17 protein-coding genes are annotated in these 23,041 nt (G+C 57.0%); 8 read left to right on the top strand and 9 right to left on the bottom strand.

Annotated elements, in window-relative coordinates:
* Positions 1 to 190 precede the first annotated feature (190 nt).
* On the bottom strand, positions 191 to 1,621 hold the full coding sequence (locus AC0Z7K_RS21005) for a 6-phospho-beta-glucosidase (protein ID WP_485615807.1): 1,431 nt from the start codon (positions 1,619 to 1,621) through the stop codon (positions 191 to 193).
* A gap of 20 nt (positions 1,622 to 1,641) precedes the next feature.
* Positions 1,642 to 3,117, bottom strand: coding sequence for a PTS cellobiose/arbutin/salicin transporter subunit IIBC (gene ascF / locus AC0Z7K_RS21000; protein ID WP_485615806.1), 1,476 nt, complete (start codon positions 3,115 to 3,117; stop codon positions 1,642 to 1,644).
* Positions 3,118 to 3,387: 270 nt separating this feature from the next.
* Between ascF and AC0Z7K_RS20995 the strand changes: the two genes are divergently transcribed.
* Together AC0Z7K_RS20995 and AC0Z7K_RS20990 are read left to right on the top strand one after the other, a co-directional pair.
* A complete protein-coding gene (locus tag AC0Z7K_RS20995) occupies positions 3,388 to 4,422 on the top strand; it encodes a LacI family DNA-binding transcriptional regulator (RefSeq protein WP_485615805.1) in 1,035 nt (344 codons plus the stop codon).
* A gap of 377 nt (positions 4,423 to 4,799) precedes the next feature.
* Positions 4,800 to 6,884, top strand: coding sequence for a putative bifunctional diguanylate cyclase/phosphodiesterase (locus AC0Z7K_RS20990; RefSeq protein ID WP_485615804.1), 2,085 nt, complete (start codon positions 4,800 to 4,802; stop codon positions 6,882 to 6,884).
* Positions 6,885 to 7,054: 170 nt separating this feature from the next.
* Here AC0Z7K_RS20990 and hutU read toward each other — a convergent pair whose 3' ends face one another.
* From hutU to AC0Z7K_RS20970, 4 genes are all read right to left on the bottom strand, one after another.
* A complete protein-coding gene (hutU, locus tag AC0Z7K_RS20985; RefSeq protein WP_485615803.1) occupies positions 7,055 to 8,737 on the bottom strand; it encodes a urocanate hydratase in 1,683 nt (560 codons plus the stop codon).
* A gap of 28 nt (positions 8,738 to 8,765) precedes the next feature.
* Complete coding sequence (gene hutH / locus AC0Z7K_RS20980; RefSeq protein ID WP_485615802.1) at positions 8,766 to 10,316, bottom strand: histidine ammonia-lyase; 1,551 nt, start codon at positions 10,314 to 10,316, stop codon at positions 8,766 to 8,768.
* An 80-nt stretch (positions 10,317 to 10,396) separates the two neighbouring features.
* The gene (locus AC0Z7K_RS20975; RefSeq protein WP_485615800.1) at positions 10,397 to 10,969 is read right to left on the bottom strand and encodes a HutD/Ves family protein; all 573 of its coding nucleotides are present in this window, start codon (positions 10,967 to 10,969) and stop codon (positions 10,397 to 10,399) included.
* Complete coding sequence (locus AC0Z7K_RS20970) at positions 10,966 to 12,345, bottom strand: formimidoylglutamate deiminase (protein ID WP_485615799.1); 1,380 nt, start codon at positions 12,343 to 12,345, stop codon at positions 10,966 to 10,968. The genes AC0Z7K_RS20975 and AC0Z7K_RS20970 overlap by 4 nt, the downstream gene beginning before the upstream one ends.
* A gap of 237 nt (positions 12,346 to 12,582) precedes the next feature.
* Here AC0Z7K_RS20970 and hutC point away from each other — a divergent pair, with 237 nt between their 5' ends.
* From hutC to AC0Z7K_RS20940, 6 genes are all read left to right on the top strand, one after another.
* Positions 12,583 to 13,383, top strand: a complete 801-nt coding sequence (hutC, locus tag AC0Z7K_RS20965) for a histidine utilization repressor (RefSeq protein WP_485615798.1) — start codon at positions 12,583 to 12,585, stop codon at positions 13,381 to 13,383.
* Between the two features lie 85 nt (positions 13,384 to 13,468).
* Positions 13,469 to 14,731, top strand: coding sequence for an imidazolonepropionase (hutI, locus tag AC0Z7K_RS20960; protein ID WP_485615797.1), 1,263 nt, complete (start codon positions 13,469 to 13,471; stop codon positions 14,729 to 14,731).
* Positions 14,728 to 15,555: an N-formylglutamate deformylase gene (gene hutG / locus AC0Z7K_RS20955; protein WP_485615796.1), complete on the top strand. Its 828-nt coding sequence runs from the start codon at positions 14,728 to 14,730 to the stop codon at positions 15,553 to 15,555. Before hutI ends, hutG begins: the two co-directional genes overlap by 4 nt.
* Before the next feature lie 150 nt (positions 15,556 to 15,705).
* Entirely contained in the window at positions 15,706 to 16,455 is a 750-nt protein-coding gene (locus AC0Z7K_RS20950; RefSeq protein ID WP_485615795.1) for an ABC transporter ATP-binding protein, read from the top strand.
* 20 nt (positions 16,456 to 16,475) lie between these two features.
* A complete protein-coding gene (locus AC0Z7K_RS20945; protein ID WP_485615794.1) occupies positions 16,476 to 17,456 on the top strand; it encodes an ABC transporter substrate-binding protein in 981 nt (326 codons plus the stop codon).
* A gap of 54 nt (positions 17,457 to 17,510) precedes the next feature.
* The gene (locus tag AC0Z7K_RS20940; protein ID WP_413528766.1) at positions 17,511 to 19,166 is read left to right on the top strand and encodes an ABC transporter permease; all 1,656 of its coding nucleotides are present in this window, start codon (positions 17,511 to 17,513) and stop codon (positions 19,164 to 19,166) included.
* A 1-nt stretch (position 19,167) separates the two neighbouring features.
* Here AC0Z7K_RS20940 and AC0Z7K_RS20935 read toward each other — a convergent pair whose 3' ends face one another.
* The 3 genes from AC0Z7K_RS20935 to mlc form a co-directional block, all read right to left on the bottom strand.
* Complete coding sequence (locus AC0Z7K_RS20935) at positions 19,168 to 20,664, bottom strand: MDR family MFS transporter (protein ID WP_413528765.1); 1,497 nt, start codon at positions 20,662 to 20,664, stop codon at positions 19,168 to 19,170.
* A 120-nt stretch (positions 20,665 to 20,784) separates the two neighbouring features.
* Entirely contained in the window at positions 20,785 to 21,471 is a 687-nt protein-coding gene (gene bioD, locus AC0Z7K_RS20930) for a dethiobiotin synthase (RefSeq protein ID WP_413528764.1), read from the bottom strand.
* 194 nt (positions 21,472 to 21,665) lie between these two features.
* Positions 21,666 to 22,889 carry a sugar metabolism global transcriptional regulator Mlc gene (gene mlc / locus AC0Z7K_RS20925; protein WP_485615793.1) on the bottom strand — a complete coding sequence of 408 codons (1,224 nt, stop codon included), beginning with the start codon at positions 22,887 to 22,889 and terminating at the stop codon, positions 21,666 to 21,668.
* Positions 22,890 to 23,041: the final 152 nt, after the last annotated feature.

The following is a 23,041-nucleotide window of genomic DNA, read 5'->3' as shown; positions in this document are numbered from 1 at the left end:
GAAAATACGTTAACCGCAATCTGGGGTAAGAGTATGGGCGATGTCCGGGGGTAAGCCTGTGAATTGCGTCGCGAACATGGATACGCAAACGCCGCCAAACATGATGTTATGGCGGCGAGTGATGTAAGGCTTCCACGAGTCTGCGGACAGGCGCGCGACCGGTACAGCCAGCGTTAAGGTTCGCCTTCTCCTACGCCAAATCTCCCCCGTTACTGGCAATCACCTTCTTATACCACCAGAACGATTTCTTCCTTTTTCTTTCCAGCGTGCCGTTGCCGCTGTCATCACGATCGACATAAACGAAGCCGTAGCGTTTGCTCATCTCGCCGGTGGAAGCAGACACCAGATCGATGCAACCCCATGAGGTGTAGCCGATGACCGGAATACCGTCGGTGATGGCTTCGCCCATGGCATGAATGTGTTCGCGCAGGTAGCTGATACGGTAATCGTCATTGATTTCGCCCTGTGCATTAATCTCGTCTTTTGCGCCGAGGCCGTTTTCCACCAGGAACAGCGGTTTCTGGTAACGGTCATACATCATATTCATGGTGATGCGCAGGCCGAGCGGATCGATGCCCCAGCCCCATTCACTGGCTTCGATGTACGGGTTTTTCAGTGATTTAACGATGTTGGCCGCGCTGCTGTTGTTGTCGTTCATGTCCGCCGAGGCACAGCGGGAGGCGTAATAGCTGAAGGACACAAAGTCGACGGTGTTCTTGAGGATCTGGTCGTCGCCCGCTTCTTGGGCAATGACGATACCTTTCTCGGCAAAGACGCGTTTTGTATAAGACGGGTACGCGCCGCGCGCCTGTACGTCGATGAAAAACAGATTTTCGCGGTCTTTTTGCAGCGCTGCCCAGACATCTTCCGGTTTGCAGGTGCGTGGATAGAAATTACCGCCGGCTAACATACAACCGACCTGATTATCAGGATTCACTTCATGGGCGATTTTGGTGGCCAGTGCGCTGGCGACAAGTTCGTGATGCGCGGCCTGATATTTGACCTGCTCCTGATCCTCACCCTCTTCGAATACCAGACCCGCGCCGGAGAACGGGCTGTGCAACAAGATGTTGATTTCATTGAAGGTCAGCCAGTATTTCACTAAGCCGTCGAACGCTTCAAAACAGGTGCGCGCATAGCGGGCGAAAAACTCGACCATTTTACGGTTGCGCCACGAACCGTATTCAATCACCAGATGCATCGGTACGTCGAAATGACACAGCGTCACCAGCGGTTCGATGCCGTATTTTTTACATTCGGCAAACACGTCGCGGTAAAACGCGATGCCTTCAGCGTTCGGCGTCAGCTCGTCACCGTTCGGATACAGGCGGCTCCAGGCAATCGAGGTTCTGAACACCGTGAACCCCATTTCGGCCATCAGCGCGATGTCTTCTTTATAACGGTGGTAAAAATCAATTGCCTGATGGCTCGGGTAGAACTCATCTTCTTTGAGCTGAAAACGCTTTTCCTGCCCGGTTTTCACCGCCAGACGGTGCGCGCCGTGCGGGATCATGTCCACCGTCGTCAGGCCCTTTCCGCCTTCAAAACTGGCACCTTCGGCCTGATTGGCGGCAATCGCGCCGCCCCATAAGAAACCGTCAGGAAATGGTGATGCTGCCATGAGAAAGTCCTCTTCTGTCTTCAATGTGTTTTTACTGCACTTTGCGCAGCGGCAAAGGGTGTGGAAATCGTGGCATCTTCGGCCTGGTCTTCTTTCGACTGCGGCGTTTCGACCGGAATATCTTCAAAACCCAGCAGCAGCGTGGTGAAGAAGGAAATCACAATCGCCAGCATCATCACGCCAAAGACCCAAACGATGCTCATCGGATTCGACGGGTCGAAGAACTGCACGCTGGTGAACAGCCCCGGCGATGCCATCGAATGGCTGGCAAGCCCGCCAAGACCGGCGACGCCACCGCAGATAAATCCGCTGATGAGACAGGCTATCAGCGGGCGTTTAAGGCGCAGCGCCACGCCGTACAGTGCCGGTTCTGAAATCCCGGCAATGATTGCCGACGCCGCGGCGGCCAGGGCAGTCTGGCGCAGTTCGGGATTTTTGGTGCGCCACGCCACCGCCAGCGAGGAACCGCCGAGCGACAGATTTGCCCCAATTTCCGATGGCATCACCATGCCCTCTTTGCCGGTTTCGGCAATGGTCTGAATGATGGTTGGCGTAAACACGCGGTGCATGCCGGTCATCACCAGCAGCGGCCATGCCGCGCCCATGATGGCAACCGAGAGCCAGCCGAGATAGCTGTGGACGGTATACACCACCGCCGAAATGCCGGTGCCGATCCAGATACCCAGCGGGCCGATAATCACAATCGCGATCGGTGCGGCAATCAGCATGATCAGCATCGGTTTGAGGAAGTTTTTAGTCACCACCGGCGTAATGCGATCGACCCATTTTTCGATGTAGGACAGCAGCCACGTCATGCACAGCGCAGGAATAACGGTGTAGGTATATTTCACCGCCGTAATGGAAATGCCGATGAACTCAACTTTCTGCCCCTGTGCAGCTTTGGCCATCAGATCGATAAATGCCGGATGCAGCAGTACCCCGGCGATCGCAATCGCCAGCGACATATTGGTTTTGAATTTGACCGCCGCCGAGGCCGCGACCATCACCGGCAGGAAGAAGAACGCGCCGTCACCGATGGTGTTGAGGATCACCAGCGTTGATGCGCCCTTTTCGAAGACGCCGGTCATATCGAGCATCATTGCCAGCAGTTTGACCATTGAACCGCCGATGATCGCCGGGATCAGCGGGGACATAGTGCCGATCAGCGCGTCGAGAATGCCCGCGCCGATACGTCGTAACGTGAGTTTGCTTTTAACCGGCGCACCGCTGGCCCCAGAGAGCCCTTCCGGCAGCAGTTTAAGGACTTCGGCGTAGGCGTGTGACACGTTATTGCCGACGATCACCTGACACTGTTGCTCATTGCGCACCACGCCCATCACACCGGTGATGGCTTTGAGTTTTTCGCCGTCAACCAGGGAGGCGTCGTTGAGAACAAAACGCAGACGCGTCATGCAGTGCGTAACCGCTGCGACGTTCCCTGCGCCGCCGATAGCACTGATAATCGACTGCGACATTGCTGCAAAATTCTTAGACATGAGGGTAACTCTCTCAGATTCATAGGGTTATGAACGATGCTGTTTGCGAAAAATTGGCCTTAACGCGTTTTTTAGTGTGTTTCTGAAACGATAGGTAACCGGTTACATACGAGAATGTGCAGATCTGACGGCGACTTCAATAAAAAATGACAACCCTGTTTCATTTTTGTGATGACGATCTCCATGAGAAGGCATGGCGTGGCGAAATCCGCGAAAATCCGCAGAAATGTGTAGAATGACGCAACATTTTTTCTCTTTCAGGTGTGCCTGATGTCGACAATGCAGGAAGTGGCGTCCAGAGCAGGCGTCTCCAAAGCCACGGTGTCCCGCGTGCTTTCCGGGAAAGGCTATGTGAGCCAGGAAACGAAAGATCAGGTGTTCCGGGCCATTGAAGAAACCGGCTATCGCCCGAATTTACTGGCGCGCAATCTGGCGACCAGTAAATCTATGTGTATCGGACTGGTGGTGACCAATACGCTGTACAACGGCAATTATTTCAGTGAGTTAATCTCACAGGCAGCCAAAAAACTGGATGCCAACGGGCGTCAGCTGATCCTGGTGGATGGCAAAAACAGCGCCGCTGAAGAGCAGGAAGCGATTGAGTTTTTGCATGATTTACGCTGCGACGGGATCATTATTTATCCGCGCTTTTTATCGGTCGATGAAATGGATTTGATCATCGATAAATATAAAAAGCCGGTGATGGTGGTGAACCGTAAATTGAGAAAACATCAGAGCCACTGTATTTATTGTGATCATAAAGGATCGAGTTATCAGGCAACGCAGGCACTGATCGCACGCGGTCATCAGGATATTGCTTTTATAACCGGTTCGATGGATTCCCCGACGGCTATTGAACGCCTGTCTGGCTACAAAGACGCGTTAACCGCTGCCGGTCTGCCGGTGCGGGAATCCCTGATTGTGCAGGGGAAATGGTCTCCGGCCAGCGGCGCGGCCGCTGTCAGTGTTCTGCTGGGCGGAGATCACGCGTTCAGCGCCATCGTCGTCAGTAACGATGAAATGGCGATCGGCGCGATGAAGCAACTCAGCGACGCCGGAATTAAAGTGCCTGATGCGGTTTCGGTGATCGGGTTTGATAATATTCCGACCGCGCCGTTTTTAATTCCCGCGCTCTCCAGCGTAAAAGATCCGGTGAGTGATATGGTCAGTGAAGTGATAAATCAGATTATTTCGATGCTCGACGGCGGGTATTTATCAGAAAAGAATCCATTTACCTCTGACCTTATTTTGCGGGATTCGGTGGCTCACGGCCCTTTTTATTCCCACGATAAAAACCATGCCTGATCCGGTCAACGTACGCCTGGGTAAATAGCCGCACACCGTTGCGGCTTTGTCATTTTTGCACGCCGGTCCCCCTCTCTTCTTCCGCGGAAAATCCTTAAGCTTTTTGTGCCATCACATTAAAGCTCCTGAGGCAGTTGCCGATAACCATTACGCCTATTTAAATCCAAAAGTAGAATTTAACTTAAGGCCGATCTTTTTGCTAAAAATGCTTAATTTTAAGCACGTTAGAGGCAAAATTTGACGAACCAAAAATTATCTTATGCTAACGTTTCATCACACATCACAGCAAAAATGCGTCGGGAACAGACGCACTATTCAGCCGGACTCTGATTTGGGAGGACCCCGCACAGAGGCGGCCAGCTAGCAGGCAAATTAAAATGAACGAAGATTCTGACGTACTGTATCGGTTGCTGGTTCAACGCGTTGAAGATTACGCAATTTATATGCTGAAACCTGATGGCACCGTGGCGAACTGGAATGCCGGTGCGCAGCGAGCCAAAGGTTATGCGCCTGAGGAAGTGGTCGGGAAACATTTCTCCTGTTTTTACACTGAAGAAGATAAAAAAAATGGCTGGCCGCAGCACGGGCTGGAAACGGCGCGTGAAACCGGCCGTTATGAATCTGAAGGCTGGCGTCAGCGCAAAGATGGCTCGCGTTTTTGGGCGCACGTCATCATCGAAGCGCTGCGCGAAGCCGGTCAGATCATCGGGTTTGCCAAAATAACCCGTGACGTCACCGAGCGTCGTGAAAACGAACAGGCACTGATGTACGCCAAAGATCTGGCCGAATCTAACAGCGAGCAGCTCTCCGCCCTCACCCAGTTTCTCAATACGGTGATCGCCAATATTCCATCGTCGGTGATCGTCGAAAATGCGGTATCGCGGGAGATCCTGCTGGTGAATCGTCAGGCCGAGCGTCTGCTGGGGATTTCGCGCAAAGAAATGCTCGGTAGGCGACCACAGGACTGCATGGGTGTTGGCCTGAGTTCCTTTATCAATAAGCAGTCGGACGAATGTCTGCGCGCCGAAGGCGTGCATAAAAGTGAGCAGCAGTTGCTGACCGCCATCGGTGACCGCACGCTGCAAACCACCAGTTCGGTGATCCGCGGGCACGATCCGCAAACCAGCTACGTAATGATGATTGCCGATGACGTGACCGATCAGCACGCGGCGCACGCGCGCATTCATCACATGGCGCATCACGACAATCTGACCAGCCTGCCCAATCGTATTCTGTTCAGTCAGCGACTGAGCGAAGCCTTGCAGCAAGACCGGTACACCCGCACGCATACCGCCACGCTGTGTCTGGATCTCGACAACTTCAAAAACGTCAACGATGCGCTCGGCCATCAGGTCGGCGACGAGTTGCTGCGCGCGATTGCCAAGCGTCTGCGCATGACGCTGCGTGATGACGATACCCTGGCGCGCATTGGCGGTGATGAGTTCGCCGTGGTGCTGCCGGGGCTGAAAGATATCGCCGCCGCGCATCAGATCTCAAAACGCCTGATCGAATCCGTGCGTCCGCCGGTGATGGTCGACGGCCATTCGCTGTCGGTCGGCCTGAGCATCGGCATTGCGCTGGCGGATTCACCGGATAACACGCCGGATCAGCTGCTGCGCTGCGCAGACATGGCGCTGTACGAGGCCAAACGCAACGGCCGCAACCGCTATGAAGATTTTCGCATTGAAATGGATGCTGCCGCGCGTAAACGCCGTGTGGTGGAACTGGATTTACGCGATGCAATCACCTGCAATCAGCTGCGCCTCTACTATCAGCCAATCACTGATGCCAAACATGATGCAGTGATCGGTTATGAAGCGCTGATGCGCTGGCACCATCCGCAAAACGGTTTGATCATGCCGATCGATTTCATTCCCATTGCCGAAGAAACAGGGTTGATCCACAGTCTGGGATCGTTCGCGCTGCACGAAGCCTGTCGCGAAGCGACCACCTGGGCGGGAAACCAGACCGTTGCGGTGAACCTCTCGCCGATCCAGTTCAAAAACAGCGGCCTGGTTTCCGTAGTTGAATCCGCACTGGCCGCGTCAGGGCTGGCACCGGAAAGGCTGGAAGTGGAAATCACCGAATCGGTATTACTCGATAACACGCTGGGCAACGTCGGCACATTACGTAAACTTAAGGCGCTCGGCGTGCGCATCGCGCTGGATGATTTTGGCACCGGCTATTCATCGCTGAGCTATCTGCGGTCGTTCCCGTTCGACAAAATCAAAATTGACCGGTCGTTTATCAATGATATGCAAGACAGCCCGGAAGCGCTGGCGATTATCCGCGCCATCACCGGTATGAGCCGCAGTCTGGCTATTCAGACCACCGCCGAAGGCGTGGAAACTGACGAGCAGTTCCGGCGTCTGAAAGAAGAAGGGTGTTCATTGTTTCAGGGGTATTTTTTTGGACGGCCTCAGCCCTCAGAATCCCGCCTGCTTGGCTTTGCACCTGTCTGATGTTACCCAGTAGACCAGAAATCGGTAAGACCCGATCGGGGAATAAAGGGGTGTTTTGCGGTTTACTTCAGGCGATTAGCCTTTCTTAAATCACGTACTGCTCCCTGATAAAACGAAAGAAGCCCGCTTAACGGTTTACGCTAAGCGGGCTTTTGGCGTTCAGAACCACATCAGATCATGGGTAAGTTCAGCCCGTTGCGCTCTGCGCACGCTGCCGCCTGTTCATAGCCGGCATCGGCGTGACGCATTACGCCGGTCGCCGGATCGTTCCACAATACCCTTGCCAGACGGGCATCCGCTTCTTTTGTGCCATCCGCCACAATCACCATGCCCGCATGCTGTGAAAAACCCATGCCGACGCCGCCGCCGTGATGCAGGCTGACCCAGGTCGCGCCGCCTGCGGTGTTAAGCAAAGCATTGAGCAGCGGCCAGTCGGAAACCGCGTCGGAGCCGTCTTTCATCGCTTCAGTTTCACGGTTCGGCGAGGCAACGGAGCCGGTGTCCAGATGGTCGCGGCCAATCACTACCGGCGCTTTCAGCTCGCCGTTGCGCACCATTTCGTTGAACGCCAGCCCGGCGATGTGGCGCTCGCCCAGGCCCAGCCAGCAGATACGCGCCGGTAATCCCTGAAACGCAATACGCTCACGCGCCATGTCCAGCCAGTTGATCAGATTGGCGTTATCCGGGAACAGCTCTTTCAGTTTGGCGTCGGTTTTGTAGATATCTTCCGGGTCGCCGGACAGTGCCACCCAGCGGAACGGGCCTTTGCCTTCGCAGAAGAGCGGACGGATATACGCCGGAACAAACCCCGGGAAATCGAAGGCATTCGTCACGCCTTCGTCTTTCGCCACCTGGCGGATATTGTTGCCGTAATCGACGGTCGGGATGCCCATGGCGTGGAAATCAAGCATCGCCAGCACGTGTTTGGCCATCGAGGCTTTGGCCGCTTTGATCACCGATTGCGGGTCAGACTGACGCGCCGTCTGCCATTGTTCTACGCTCCAGCCTTCCGGCAGATAGCCGTTCAGCGGGTCGTGCGCGGAGGTCTGGTCGGTGACGATATCCGGGCGCAGGCCGCCTTCTTTGGCACGCGCCACCAGCTGCGGCATCAGCTCGGCCGCATTACCCAGCAGGCCAACGGAAATCGCTTTTTTCCCGGCGCAGGCTTTCTCGATCAACGCCAGCGCTTCATCAATGCTGTGGGCTTTATGGTCGAGATATCGGGTGCGTATACGAAAATCAATGCGCGACTCCTGACATTCAATCGCCAGCACACAGGCTCCGGCCAGCACACCAGCCAGCGGCTGCGCGCCGCCCATGCCGCCCAGACCGGCGGTCAAAATCCACTTACCGCGCAGATCGCTGTTGTAATGCTGACGCCCCGCTTCGGCGAAGGTTTCGTATGTGCCCTGCACGATGCCCTGCGCACCGATGTAGATCCACGAACCGGCGGTCATCTGGCCGTACATCATCAGCCCGGCTTTATCCAGCTCGTGGAAATGTTCCCAGTTCGCCCAGTGCGGCACCAGATTGGAGTTGGCAATCAGCACCCGTGGTGCGTCGGTATGAGTGCGAAATACGCCGACCGGTTTGCCGGACTGCACCAGCAGCGTTTCGTCTTCGCGCAGCGCGCGCAGGCTGGTGAGAATGGCTTCAAACGCCGGCCAGTTGCGCGCCGCTTTGCCTATTCCGCCGTACACCACCAGATCGTCCGGGCGCTCGGCGACGTCCGGATCGAGATTGTTTTGCAGCATGCGGTATGCCGCTTCGATCAGCCAGTTCTGGCAACTGAGCTCTGTGCCGTGCGGGGCACGAACAACGCGGGCAACGGCAGTTTTTTGTGGAGCGTTCATTTTCGGTTCCTTTATCGGGTCAGGAGAATCAGGCAAAACTCGGCAACAGCGCTTCAACCGCCGCTGGCCAGCGCTCACGGGTGGCCCACAGGCGCATCATTTCAACGTCCGGTGCCATCAGGCGGTCATGTTCAAGGAACGGCACATCGGCACGAATGGCTTTCAGCTCGTTTTCCAGCACCCGCGAACTTTGCAGCGGACGGTGGAAATCAATACCCTGCGCGGCAGCCATCGCCTCAATGCCCACCACGACGCTGGTGTTAAAGCACATGTCGCCCAGACGACGCGCGGCGTAGGTCGCCATCGAGACGTGATCTTCCTGATTAGCGGAGGTCGGCAGGCTGTCCACGCTGCCCGGATGCGCAAGGGATTTGTTCTCAGAGGCCAGCGCGGCGGCGGTCACCTGCGCAATCATAAAACCGGAGTTGACCCCACCGTCGTTGACCAGGAACGGCGGCAGGCCGGAAAGTCCGGTATCGAGCAGCAATGCCATGCGCCGCTCGGAGATCGCGCCGATTTCGGCAATCGCCAGGGCGAGGATATCGGCGGCAAAGGCCACCGGTTCAGCGTGGAAATTGCCACCGGAAATCACATCCCCGTTTTCGGCGAACACCAGCGGATTATCGGATGCCGCATTGGCTTCGATGCGTAAAATACGGGCAGCGTGATGAAGATTATCCAGACACGCGCCCATGACTTGCGGCACGCAGCGGATGGAATACGGATCCTGCACGCGGCCGCAGTTGGAATGTGACGTGACAATGTCACTGCCTGCCAGCAATTCTGTTACCGCCGCCGCCACGGCGATTTGCCCGACCTGACCGCGTGCCTGATGTATGCGCGCATCCAGCGGTTTTACTGACCCTTTAATAGCTTCCAGGGACAGCGCACCCGCCACCAGACCGGCCGCAAAAACGCGTTCCGCTTCAAACAATCCGGACAACGCCAGCGAAGTTGAGACCTGCGTGCCGTTGAGCAGCGCCAGCCCTTCTTTCGGCCCCAGCTCAAACGGCGCAAGCCCGACGGTTTTCAGCCCTTCTACCGCCGACACTTTCTCACCCTTAACCGTCACCTGACCTTCACCGATCAGCATCAGGGAAAGATGCGCCAGCGGTGCTAAATCGCCGGACGCGCCCACGGATCCTTTCTCAGGAATACATGGATAAACACCGGCGTTGAACAAGGCAATCAGCGCGTCGATCACTTCAATGCGGATACCGGAATGCCCGCGCGAGAGGCTCAGCACTTTGGTGGCCATCACCAGACGCACCACGTTATCCGCCAGATCCTTGCCAATGCCGACGCTGTGCGACAGCACCAGATTACGCTGCAATTCCGCCAGCCTTTCCGCCGGAATGCGCGTTTGCGCCAGCTTGCCGAAGCCGGTATTGATGCCGTAAACCACCTTGCCAGATTCGACGATGCGCGTGACCGTTTCCTGAGAAGCCTGAACGTCTGCCCGCGCGCCCTCCGCCAGCTCGAGGCGGACGTTACCCTGATAAATCTGGCGCAGCGTCGGTAAATCAACCTGACCCGGTTGCAGAGGGCAAAGGGTTATTTCTGGGGATGAAGAAGCCATAATCTATTCCTGTATAGACAAGTTAAGCTAAACGAAAACCCGCACCAGAACACAGTCTGTCGGGCTGTTCTTCGCAACGATTAATCCGTAATGATTGAGGCCCAAAGCAGCAGGCCGTCAGGGTGTTCTGTGCTGACGATAACCGGGTTTATCTGCGCCGTTGCCGTCCAGTAAAATCCATCGCCCTGCCCGATTTGCGCGCCGTCCGGCAGATGCCAGTCACCGTTAAGGACGTAAATCACGCCGCCGTTTTCAGGTAAAACCGCCAGCGTATCGCGGGCGGCAATCACCCGTGCAAGGCAAGAACGACGGCGGGTCATGATGTTGAAATCGGTGGTCACGCCGCCGAGCAGCCGGGCGCTGACCGCCTGTTCGCCGCGAAAAGCAAAAGGTTCAGCCACACGGCTGAGGGAATGGCTGATGTCCGGTGCGGCCAGCAAATGGACGCCTGCACCGCTGAGTAACGTGATCGAACGGTCAATGCCGGGGAATAAGGAAAACGGGCCGTCCTGCGCGATGGTCGCGATGCTGGCACGCCAGTCAAAATCCGCGCTTCCTGCCGGAAAGCTGATGATTTCGCGGGTTTCGCCGCCGCCGTTACGCCACGGGCTGACCGGCAGGCTCGCAAAGCTGAATGGCTGCCAGCCGGTCATGCGTCACGCTCCGCCAGTTGGTTCAGCACCTTGAGGAAATCCGCCGCAGCGGTCTGTTGCTGTGTATGCTGACCTTCGACAATACGCGCGATACCGCCGACATAGACATCGCGGATTTGCCCGCTGTTACCGGCAAACAACCAGCGGTTAAGAATTTCGCTGTTTTTGGCCGCCGCCAGATAGGGATCGCTGCCGTCGAGTACCAGCCAGTCGGCGCGATAGCCCACGGCCAGCTCGCCGATCGCCGCACCGCATGCCTGCGCACCGCCCTGTAAGGCGTGGGAATAGAGCACGTCGCCGACGGAATGCTGGTTCTGATGCGGCAGCGTCAGGCGGTTGCGGCGCTGATCGCGCAGACGCTGGCCGTATTCGAACCAGCGCAGCTCTTCCACTACGTTGAGCGAAACGTGGCTGTCGGAGCCAATGCCCCAGCGGCCGTTGTGACCCAGGTATTCCACGCCGGGGAAAATGCCGTCGCCTAAGTTAGCTTCCGTCGTCGGACATAATCCCGCCACCGCGCCGCTTTTCGCCATGCTGGCTAATTCAAAACGGTCGGTGTGCGTGGCGTGGATCAGGCACCAGCGGCTATCAATATCCAGATGGTCATACAGCCAGGTGACTGGCCGCTGTCCGCTCCAGCCGAGGCAATCGTTCACCTCTTTTTGCTGTTCGGCGATGTGGATGTGTACCGGGGAATTTTTGTCGCCCGCCGCCAGCACCTCACGCATTTGTGTCAGAGTCACGGCGCGCAGCGAGTGGAAGCACAGACCGGCGTTTTGCAACGGTTTGCCGCCAGTCTGCTGACGGATCGTATCCTGCTGTTGCAGGTAGCTGTCCACGTCCTGAATAAAGCGTCTTTGCGCGTCCTGCGCCGGTTGCGCGCCAAATCCGGCGTAGCTGTACAGCACCGGCAACAGTGTCAGGCCGATGCCCGCCTGCTCCGCCGCCGCGCTCAGCTGTGCGGTCATTTCGCCGCGATCGGCATAAGGCTTCCCGCTGAGGTCGTTATGCAGATAGTGGAATTCGGCAACCTGCGTATAGCCGCCTTTGAGCATTTCGATATACAGCTGGCGGGCGATGACGCCGGTCTGCTCAGGCGTCAGGCGTTGCACCATGCGATACATCAGGTCGCGCCACGTCCAGAAGCTGTCCTGCGGATCTCCGGCGACTTCCGCCAGCCCGGCCATCACCCGCTGAAAAGCGTGCGAATGCAGATTCGGCATGCCCGGCACCACCGGTCCTGAAAGCGTGGTGCAGCCCTGCGGATGGCTACCCGGCGTCACCGCCGTCAGCATTCCGGCGGCGTCAACCTCCAGACGAACATCGTGCGCCCAGCCGTCGGCAAGTAAGGCGCGTGAAGCAAAATAAGCAGCCATGACATCGTTCCTGAATCAACATGGGGAAACATAAATGCAATTTTTGATAAACAAACGCTACTGTTTTAATCAACTTGTCTATACATATACATATGCCTGATTGCGCTGTAAACTTGCAACAGGAATTTTTTTGATTTTTGTTTCCCCCGTCCTCTTTTCGTTTGCCTGCCCGTGGTGGACACTACGGGGCTGTGAACGGAAAACAATTCAGCAAGATCAACGAGCGAGGTACGAGACATGTCGGAGCCGACACCACTTTTTCATTCTGGTGCAGCGCAACAGGGAGTGTCCCAGCAGACATTGTCCGAACTGGCGGCCGCAATGAGCGACGCCCCCGCCCCTATTTATCAGCGTGTGAAACAGGCGATCGTCAGCCAGATCCGCGCGGGCGTATGGAAACCGCATCAGCGCGTACCTTCCGAGAGTGAGCTGACCAACGAGCTGGGCGTCAGCCGCATGACCATCAACCGCGCACTGCGTGAGCTGACCAGCGAAGGTTTTCTGATCCGCATGCAGGGCGTCGGCACCTTCGTGGCCGAAGCCAAGGCCTATACCCCGATGCTGGAAGTGCATAACATCGCCGATGAAATCGCCGCGCGCGGCCATCAGCACGACAGCAAAATTCTGCTGTGCGAAGCCCGGCTGGCGGATGCCGCACAGGTGCAGCAGATGGACGTCGCCCTCGGGCAAATCCTGTTTTATTCGCAAATCGTGCATTACGAAAATCATGTGCCGGTACAGATCGAAGAGCGTTTTGTGAATCCGGAAATGGCTCCCGATTATCTGGAAGAAGTGCTGAATAAGCAGTCGCCTTATACCTATCTGATGACCATCGCGCCGCTGACTGCCGGTGAGCATCGTGTGGAAGCCGTCAGCGCCAGCGACGAGCAGCGAGAACTGTTGCAGCTTAGCGAGCATGAGCCTTGCCTGCTGATCCACCGCCGTACCTGGAGCGGCAGCCGCGTGGTCACGTCGGCGCGGCTGATCTACGCTGGTTCCCGTTATCAGCTGTTCGGACGCTTCACCAGTCACGGTTGAGACGCTTTTCGCTTGCCGGTTTTCGGGTTATGCGCTAGGTTGACTTTAGTTGTCTATACAAGATCAACCTTGTCCGGAGCCCGTCATGCCCTTAACGCTGTCCACGCATTTCTCTTCTGAACCCTCCTCGCAATGTGACAGCGTCTGGCGCGGCGCCACGCTGGTCACCATGCGGGACGGGAAATACAACCTGATCGAAAACGGCGCGATTGCCGTCAGCGGCGGCAAGATCCTGTGGGTCGGCGCTGACGCTGACTGCCCGAATTACCCGAACGCCATCGAACATCAATTCGACGGCGGGATCATCACGCCGGGGCTGGTCGATTGCCACACGCATCTGGTATTTGGCGGGAATCGCAGCGCTGAATTTGAACAGCGGCTGAATGGCGTGAGTTACGCAGAGATTGCCGCAGCGGGCGGCGGCATTTTATCAACGGTCAACGCCACACGCGCCGCCAGCGAGGATGAACTTCTGGCGCAGGCGTTAGTCCGCCTGCAACCGCTGCTGGCCGAAGGCGTCACCTGCGTGGAGATTAAATCGGGCTACGGCCTGAGCGTGGAAAGCGAAATCAAAATACTGCGGGTGATCCGCAGGCTTGGCCATATGCTGCCGGTCGAGGTGAAATCCACCTGCCTCGCCGCCCATGCGCTGCCACCTGAATTCAAAGACCGGCCGGATGAATATATTCAGCTAATTTGTGACACCCTGCTGCCGGTGGTTGCACAGGAAAATCTCGCCGACGCCGTGGATGCCTTTTGTGAACACCTGGCGTTTTCGCCAGAGCAGGTGGAACGCGTCTTCAATGCCGCAAAATTCCTCGGCCTGCCGGTAAAACTTCACGCCGAACAACTCTCTTCCCTGCACGGCAGTGCGCTGGCCGCACGCCATCATGCCCTGTCTGCCGATCATCTGGAATACGCCACCGAAGACGATGCCAAAGCAATGGCCACCGGGGGTACCGTCGCGGTATTACTGCCCGGCGCCTTCTATCTGCTGCGCGAAACGCAGCGCCCGCCGGTGGAACATTTTCGCACTCACGGCGTGCCGATGGCGCTGGCCAGTGATGCCAATCCGGGAACCTCTCCGGCGCTTTCTCTGCGCTTAATGCTGAATATGGGCTGTACGCTGTTTCGACTGACGCCGGAAGAAGCGCTGGCCGGTGTGACCTGCCACGGCGCACGGGCACTGGGTTTGCAGGATTCTCACGGCTCGCTGGAAGCGGGCAAGGTCGCCGATTTTATTCACTGGCCGCTGTCGCGCCCGGCTGAACTGGTTTACTGGCTGGGCGGACAGCTGCCCTGCACCGTTATTTTTCGTGGTCACCTGCGTGGAGAAGTTCGTTTATGAGCCTTTCAGCTAATTCTGTTATCGCCGAACCGTTACATTTCATCCGGGGAACCGCCCCGTTGCTGATCAGCATTCCGCACGCCGGAACGCACCTGACGCCGGAAGTCGCCAGCGGGCTGACCGATGCCGCGCTGCCGCTTTCTGACACCGACTGGCATATTCCGCAGTTGTATGATTTTGCCCGTGCGCTCGGGGCCAGCATTCTGGTCGGGCAATATTCCCGCTTTGTGATTGATCTCAATCGTCCGGCCGACGACACCCCGCTTTATGCCACCGCCACCACTGGCCTGTTCCCGGATACGTTATTTGATGGCCGCCCGACCTTCAGAGCCGGGATGGAGCCGACCGTGGCGCAGCGCCAGCAGTATCTGGCGCAAATCTGGCAGCCGTATCACCACACTATTGCGTCAGAACTGGCGAGGATGAAACAGGAGTTTGGCTACGCGCTGCTGTTTGATGCGCATTCTATTGCCTCACAAATCCCGCGTCTGTTCGATGGCAAACTGCCGGATCTGAATCTCGGCACCAACGGCGGCGCAAGCTGTTCGCCCGGTTTAAGCGGCGTGGTGGAAGGCGTTTGCATGCAACAATCGCGCTTCAGCCACGTGCTGAACGGCCGTTTCAAAGGTGGCTACATTACCCGCGAATACGGTCAGCCGGATGTGCATCAGCACGCGGTTCAGCTGGAGCTGGCGCAGGTGAATTACATGGAAGAGATCGAACCGTTCGCCTATGACGACGCTAAAGCCACTGAATTACAGGGCGTTCTGAAACCGCTGCTGGCCGGGATGCTGGCGTGGGGTGAACAGCAATATAAGAAATAAAACAGTGTACGAATGATCCGGTGCAGGTTCCCTGCCTGCACCGCCAAATTTCTACATTCACTTTCTACCTTCACAAACCTGTCATGTCACCGTCACACATTCTCTTTAGGCTCAGCAGCACTAATAAGTCCCAAAGAGGATAGTACCGTCATGAACATTCCAGCTTTAAACGGCGGGGATGCGCCACCGCGCATTGCTTCGCCTCCCGCTATCGCAGTCCATCAGGTGTCCCATTTCTTCGGGAGCACACCGGTACTCAATCACGTCAATCTGACCGTGCCCAAAGGCACGATCCTCGCCCTGCTCGGCCCCTCGGGCTGCGGCAAAAGCACGCTGCTGAAAATGCTCGCTGGTTTACTGCACCCGGCCTCCGGGCAGTTAAGCTTCGACGGCGAAATCGTCGCCAGCGACACCTTCAGTCTGCCACCGGAGCGGCGCAATCTCGGCATGGCCTTTCAGGATTACGCGCTGTGGCCGCACATGAGCGTGCGGCAGAACGTCGCGTTTCCGCTGCAAATGCGCGGAGTTCGTGGCGCACTTCAGCAGGAAAAAGTGATGGCTGCGCTCGATCGCGTCGGGCTGGCCGATTTCGCTTCACGACGCCCTTCCGAGCTTTCCGGTGGTCAGCAACAGCGCGTGGCACTGGCGCGGGCGATTGTCGCTGAGCCGCGCATTCTGCTGTTCGACGAACCGCTCTCCAATCTTGACCGCGATCTGCGCGAAAGCCTGTGTGAAGAGATGGCGACGCTTTTGCGCCAGCTCGGCACCACGGCGGTGTACGTCACCCACGACCGGCACGAAGCCCGCGCACTGGCGCACCGTATTGCACGCATGGACCAGGGCGCGATCGCCAGTATTGACCTGAATGATGCTTCCGTTGTTTCCCCTTTTGTTGCTTAACCTCTGATGGAATTGACTCAATGACTCGCACACTTTTATCCCGAACCAAAACAGGCGTAATGACTGCAATGACTCTTTCTCTCGCAATGGCAGCGGGCAGCGCCCAGGCACTGACGCTTTATACCGCCGGGCCGGGTTCGCTGGCCAAAAAACTGGCGGCGGGCTATGAAAAACAGGCCGGCGTAAAAGTCGATGTGTTTCAGGCCACCACCGGCAAAGTGATGGCGCGCCTCGAAGCCGAACAGGCCAATCCGCGCGCAGACGTGCTGATCTCAGCGTCATGGGATACCGCTACCGATCTCGAACAGCGCGGCTGGTTACTGGAATATCAGAGCCCGAACGCGGCGCAGGTTCCGGCGCAGTTCAAGACGCCGTATTACGTGGCGCAGGGCATTTCCGCGCTGGGGATTGTGTGGAACACCAAAAGCGGAACGTCCGAGCCGAAAGACTGGGGCGACCTGACTAAACCGGAGTTCAAGGACAAAGTCACCACACCGGATCCCTCCCTGTCCGGCGCGTCGCTGGATCTGCTGATCGGGTTGCAGAATGCCCACGCGCAACAGGCATGGAAATTGTTTGACGACCTGAAAGCCAACGGCATGATCATTGCCGGGCCGAACGCGCAGGCGCTGACGCCGGTGTTACAAGGCGCGAAAGCGGCGGTATTTGGCGCGGTGGATTACGTCTCTTACGCGAGTATGCAGGACGGTGAATCCGTCAAAGTAATTTTCCCGCAGAGCGGCACCGTGATCGCCCCGCGCCCGATGATGATCCTCAAATCCAGCCAGCAGCAAAAAGAGGCTAAAGCCTTTATCGATTACGCACTGTCGCCGGAAGGTCAGAAGCTGGTGGCCGACGCATGGCTGATGCCCGCCCGTACCGATATTGATGCTAAACGTCCGCTGTTTAAATCCCTGAAACTGCTGCCGGAAGACCCGAAAGCGTCCGCCTCGCGCAAAGACGTTCTCGATCGTTTCGCCAAACTCTTCGCCCAGCCGTAACCCCCCGACGGGCTGCGCACACCCGCTGCGTAGCCCGTTTCTGAGAACTGAATCATGAATAGAAACGCTTTTTTACCGGGCGTGACCGGTCTTGCGCTGCTGTTGCTGGTCGCCGTGCCGGTCAGCTTTGTGGTGCTGCAGGCGATTTTCCCGCATCTGGATTCCGGCCGCTATTCTGCGCCGTTCAGCGCCTTTTCCCGCGTCTTCGCCGAACCACAGATGCTGGCGCTGATCGCCACAACGTTAAAAGTCGGGCTGGGCGTGGCCTTGTGCAGCGCGCTGATCGGTATTCCGCTCGGCGCACTGCGCGGATTGTTCCGGCTGCCGGGCGCGGCGCTGTGGGACGTGCTGTTTCTGGTGCCATTTTTGCTGCCGCCGTATATCGCCGCACTCTCCTGGATGCTGGCGTTGCAGACCAACGGCTATGTGCAGCAGTTGCTGCCGTGGCTGCATCTCAATGATTTTCTGTTTTCACTGCCGGGCATGATTGTGGTGATGACGCTGAATATTTTTCCGGTGGTCTATTTCGCGGTTTCGCGCAGCATGGCCGCCAGCGGCAGCCGGCTGGCGGATGTCGCGCGCATCCACGGCGCCGGTGCGTTTCAGGCTTTTATCCGCATTACGCTGCCCATGGCGTTACCGGCGATGGCGTCGAGTTTACTGCTGGCGTTCACGCTGTCGATTGAGGAATACGGCGTGCCCGGCGCGCTGGGCTCACGCAGCGGTATTCTGATGCTGACCACCGGCATCGAGCAGCGGCTGGCGGACTGGCCAATCGATTTGCCGGGCGCGGCGGTGCTTTCGCTGGTGCTGGTGGCGATGGCGTTGTGCGCTTACAGCGTTCAGCGCGCGGTGCTGGCGGGGAAAAATGTCGAAAGTATGACCGGCAAACCGGCGGACGTAACGCCAAAGCCGCTGTCCGGCTGGACGGTGCCGGTGCTGGCGCTGTTTTCGCTGGTGGCGCTGACCGCCGTCGCGCTGCCTCTGGCATCGATGCTGGTAACGGCGTTTTCCGGCACGCTGTCCGGCGGGCTGTCTTTTGCCAATCTCACCCTGCGGCACTTCGCGGCGCTGTTTGCCACCCACGGCGACGCGCTGGGTGCGCTTTCTACCAGCCTCAGTCTGGCGCTCGGTACAGCGCTTATTGCTGGGGCAACCGGCTTTCTGGCGTCGTGGCTGGTGGTGGCGAGGAAAATTCGTGGTGCGGCCGTGATCGACGGGCTTTCTCTGCTGCCCGCCGCATTGCCGGGGATTGTGGTCGGTGTCGGGCTGATTCTGGCGTGGAACCGCAGTTTCTGGCCAGTCACGCCGTATAACACCTGGGGGATTTTGCTGCTGGCCTATTGCTGCCTGCTGCTGCCCTATCCGGTACGCTACGTCAGCGCAGCGCTGAAACAGATTGGCGGTAATCTGGATGCTGCCGCCCGCGTTCACGGCGCAACGGCGGCGCAGACGTTGCGGCTGATCCTGCTGCCGCTGGTATTACCGAGTTTGCTGGCCTCAATGATGATGGTGTTTGCCGTCGCGTCGCGCGAACTGGTTACCTCCCTGCTGCTTTCTCCGGCGGGCGTGCAGACGGTGTCGGTCTTTGTCTGGCGTCAGTTTGAGCAGGGCTCGGTGGGCGACGGGATGGCGATGGCGTCGGTCGCAGTGTTACTGAGCCTGACGCTGATGTTAGCCGCATTCAGGCTTTCGCAACGCCAGGCATAAATTAACTTTCGCGCTGAGGTGCTGCATGCGGGCGGTCACCCGCCGGGATCAATAAACCGGCAGCGACCGCCAGTACGGAAATCACCGCCGACACCACAAATACCCAGTGCAGCGAGGCCGCCACGCTGTCGGTCAGCGCGCTGAGCTGGTCAGAGCCCATCGCGCTGCGGGTGGCTTTCTCCATCAACTTTTGCACCGGATCGGCAATCTCCGGCAAACGGTATTGCAGATTGAGATTGAGCGTCGCGCCAAGCAGCGCAGTGCCGATGGCGGAACCCAGCATTCGCGTAAACAGCGTGGAAGCCGTGGCTATTCCACGGATAGCAGGGCCGACGCTGTTTTGTACGGAGACGATAAACGTGGTGTTACACAGCCCCATCCCTGCACCAATCGAAAACGCCGCCAGGCGCGCAATCCACAGGCCCGAGGTCGGTGAAAGCAGCAGTAACGCCAGACTGCCGCCGACCAGCAAAATCCCGCCAATTACCGCCGTAGCGCGGTAAGACGTCGCCTGCATCAGACGGCTGCTGAGCATACTCGCCAGCGGCCAGCCGATGGACATCAGCGCCAGCGTAGTGCCTGCCTCCAGCGGCGTTCCGCCGAGCACGCCCTGCACGTAAGTCGGCAAAAATGCGCTGATCCCCATCATGGTCGCACCGATAATCAGGCCGCCGATGTTCCCGGCGATAATCACCTTGCTTTGCCACAGCTCCAGCGGGAACAGCGGCTCCGGCGTTTTGCGCTCCTGCCGGATAAGCAACAGCGCGCTGCACACCGCCAGCGCAATCAGCCCCAGCGCCCAGTAGCCGAGCACTTCGGCCTGTAACAGCGCCAGCAGCAATGCGGCAACTGAAAGCGTCAGATACCCGGTTCCCGCCAGATCCAGCTGATGTTGTTTACGCTGGCCGTCCGGCGGCAGGTATTTGATCAGAATGCCCATCGCCACCAGTCCGATGGGCACGTTGACCCAGAACACCACCGCCCAGTGAAAATGTGAAACGATAAACGCGCCCATCAGCGGGCCGACGATCGCCGAAACGCCCCACACGCTTGACAGATAACCTTGCGCTTTGGCACGTTCCTGCGGGCCGTAAACGTTGGCGATTAGCGTGGTGGCAATCGGCGTGATTGCCCCGGCACCCAGCCCCTGCAAGGCGCGAAAACCGATCATCCAGCCGAGCGAAGGGGCAAAACCACACAGCACCGAGCCAATCAAAAACAGAGTGGTGCCGATGAAAAACATCTTCCGGCAACCGTACAAATCCGCCAGCCTGCCATACACGGGCACGGTGATCGCCTGCGTCAGCAAATAGACCGCAAATACCCAGCCAAGCAGCGAGAAACCGCCGAGATCGCCAATGATGGTCGGCATCGCGGTCGCGACAATCGTCACTTCCACGGCGGCCATAAACATCGACAACATGCAGGCGATGAGGATCAGCGGACGGTGAGCATTTTTAACGACGGGTGAGTGTTCAGATGAGTGCGTAACGGCCATGTTCTCTTTTTTCTTCAGATTGATGCATTAAAGCTAATCCTGAATTATAGACAAAAAAAACGGCTCCGGGCGAGGAAGCCGGAACCGTTTAACCGTTGTGGAACGTAGCGATGCGGCCAATCAGGCGCTGGTCAGCGTTTTCAGATTAAAACTGGAGAGATCGATAAACTTCGCCATATCGCGGCTTTCTGCCCTTGGCAGATACGGAATTTCACCGAGCAGCGGCGCGGAAATATTCGCGGTAAGCGCTTCGATAGTCTCCTGATAATGAGCTAGGCATGGATTAATTCGGTTTGCCACCCAGCCTAACAACGGTAATCCGTCAGCAATAATGGCCTGCGCGGTTAATAACGCGTGACTGACACAGCCTTCCTGAATACCGACAACCAGCACGACCGGCATATTTTGCTGGCGTACCCAGTCGGAATATAAAAGATGTGGAGTAATCAAGGTTCTCCAGCCGTCGCATCCTTCAACCACTACCGAATCTGCCTCTTCACGCATAAAATTGAGGCCGTCTGTCATTATTTCAAACACGTTTTTCGGTATTTCACTGGCATAAATATCTTCATCCGTTAATGCCAGTGGCGTTATTTTCTTAAAAGGATAAGCAATAGAAGATGACTGCTGAAGAGTTACCGCATCTTTATTTCGAACCCCGTCGGCCAACTCCTGGCTGCCAGTAGCGATAGGTTTGTAGCCAAGAACGCAGCGATCCTGCGCGGCTAAAGCCTGTAGCAAGGCACGTGTGACAATGGTTTTACCTACACGGGCGTCCGTACCCGTGACGAAAAAGTGCGTTAACATGGAATTCAGGCTCCGGGATCTCTCCGTCTTATTGAAAGATAGTCTCCGGAAAAACACCGCCAGAGACAAAGTAACGACGGAAAGTCTAGGCGATGCGAGATGCGAGCGGTTTGCGTTAGCGCAATGTTTTGTTTACCAGCGCGAGAAAGCTTATTCGGATTTATTTTAAATCAGTCTTTAACGTTATAAAAAACTTAGCCTTGTAAGAGTTTTATCAGCAATGATCCGCTGTACAGCGCGTCTTTAACTAATGCCGCGCCAGGCATCGTTCCCTGATTATAAAATTGCGTGGATTCGAGTTTGATATTTTCACTATATGCGGGAAGGGATTGCTGTTGAATACAAGACATTATTGCCGGATGAAGAATATCCTGCGATAAATTAAGCGGTGAGCCGATCAGCACTTTTTCAGGATTGAACAGATTGACCATGATCGCCAACATCCGCCCGACGCTCTGCCCCACGCCGACGATGACGTCGCGTGCCAGCTGATCGCCACGGTTTGCCGCATCACACACCGCTTCGATGGTCAGCGTTACCCCGTGCAATAAACTTGCGGGGGCTGAAGCGGTCAGACGCTGACGCACCAGTTCGAGAATGCTGTCGGTACTGGCGACGGTCTCCAGACAGCCATGATTGCCGCAATAACAGCGTTTGCCATAAGGATCGACCTGCGTATGACCGATTTCAACCACGCTGCTGCTGCCCGCGTGCAGAACGCGTCCGCTGGTAATAACACCTGCGCCAACGTTGTGATCGATAACAATTTGCACCACGTTTTTACAGCCGCGCGATGCGCCGTACAAGGCTTCCGCCAGCGTCCACGCGCTGATGTCATGCTGCACGTACACCGGCAACCCCGTATGTGCGCAAAGAGTATCGCCGAGCGGCATATCGAACACATCGTGATAAAACGGCATGCGGTGAACGATGCCGCGCCGCGCGTCGATCATGCCCGGCAGGGTAATGGCGATGGCGGTCAGGCGTTCGAGTTTGCGCTGATGGCGGATAAAGAACTGATCGATTTCAACGATGATGCGCTGCATCAGCGACTGCGGAGCCTGTTCCGGCAGCGGCAACACTTCTTCCACCACCAGTTTGCTGCTCAGATCGCGTAACCCCAGCGTGATAGAGCCGAGGCTGATGCGGGCAGAAAGGTAGTGCCAGGCTTGCGTGTCGAGGGCTAAACCGATTGCCGGACGCCCGCGGCTGCCGGGATCCTGAAATTCCGTTTCAAGTACCAGGTGCGCCTGAATCAGTTCACGGACAATTTTGGTAATACTGGCAGGTGCCAGCTGGGCTTTTTTGGAAAGCTCAATGCGCGAAATAGGACCAAACTGATCTATCAGGCGATACACAGCACCGACGTTAGTTTGTTTGATTTGATCAATATGGCCGGGCTGCCCATCGGGGATCACTCAGGGAACTCCTGTTATTTTCGCGCTTCAAAATAAAGATTAGAGGCTATGGTGGGGTTTTTGCCATATGCCGTCAACTATTTGATTCGTTATGTGATTTAGTGCACACATTGCGCGAAAACACGTTCGGAATTGACTGGAAATTCAGCAGC

This window comes from Rahnella sp. 1L-D-7-B-C2 (assembly GCF_057290995.1).
This window is presented reverse-complemented; position numbering and strand designations above follow the sequence as displayed.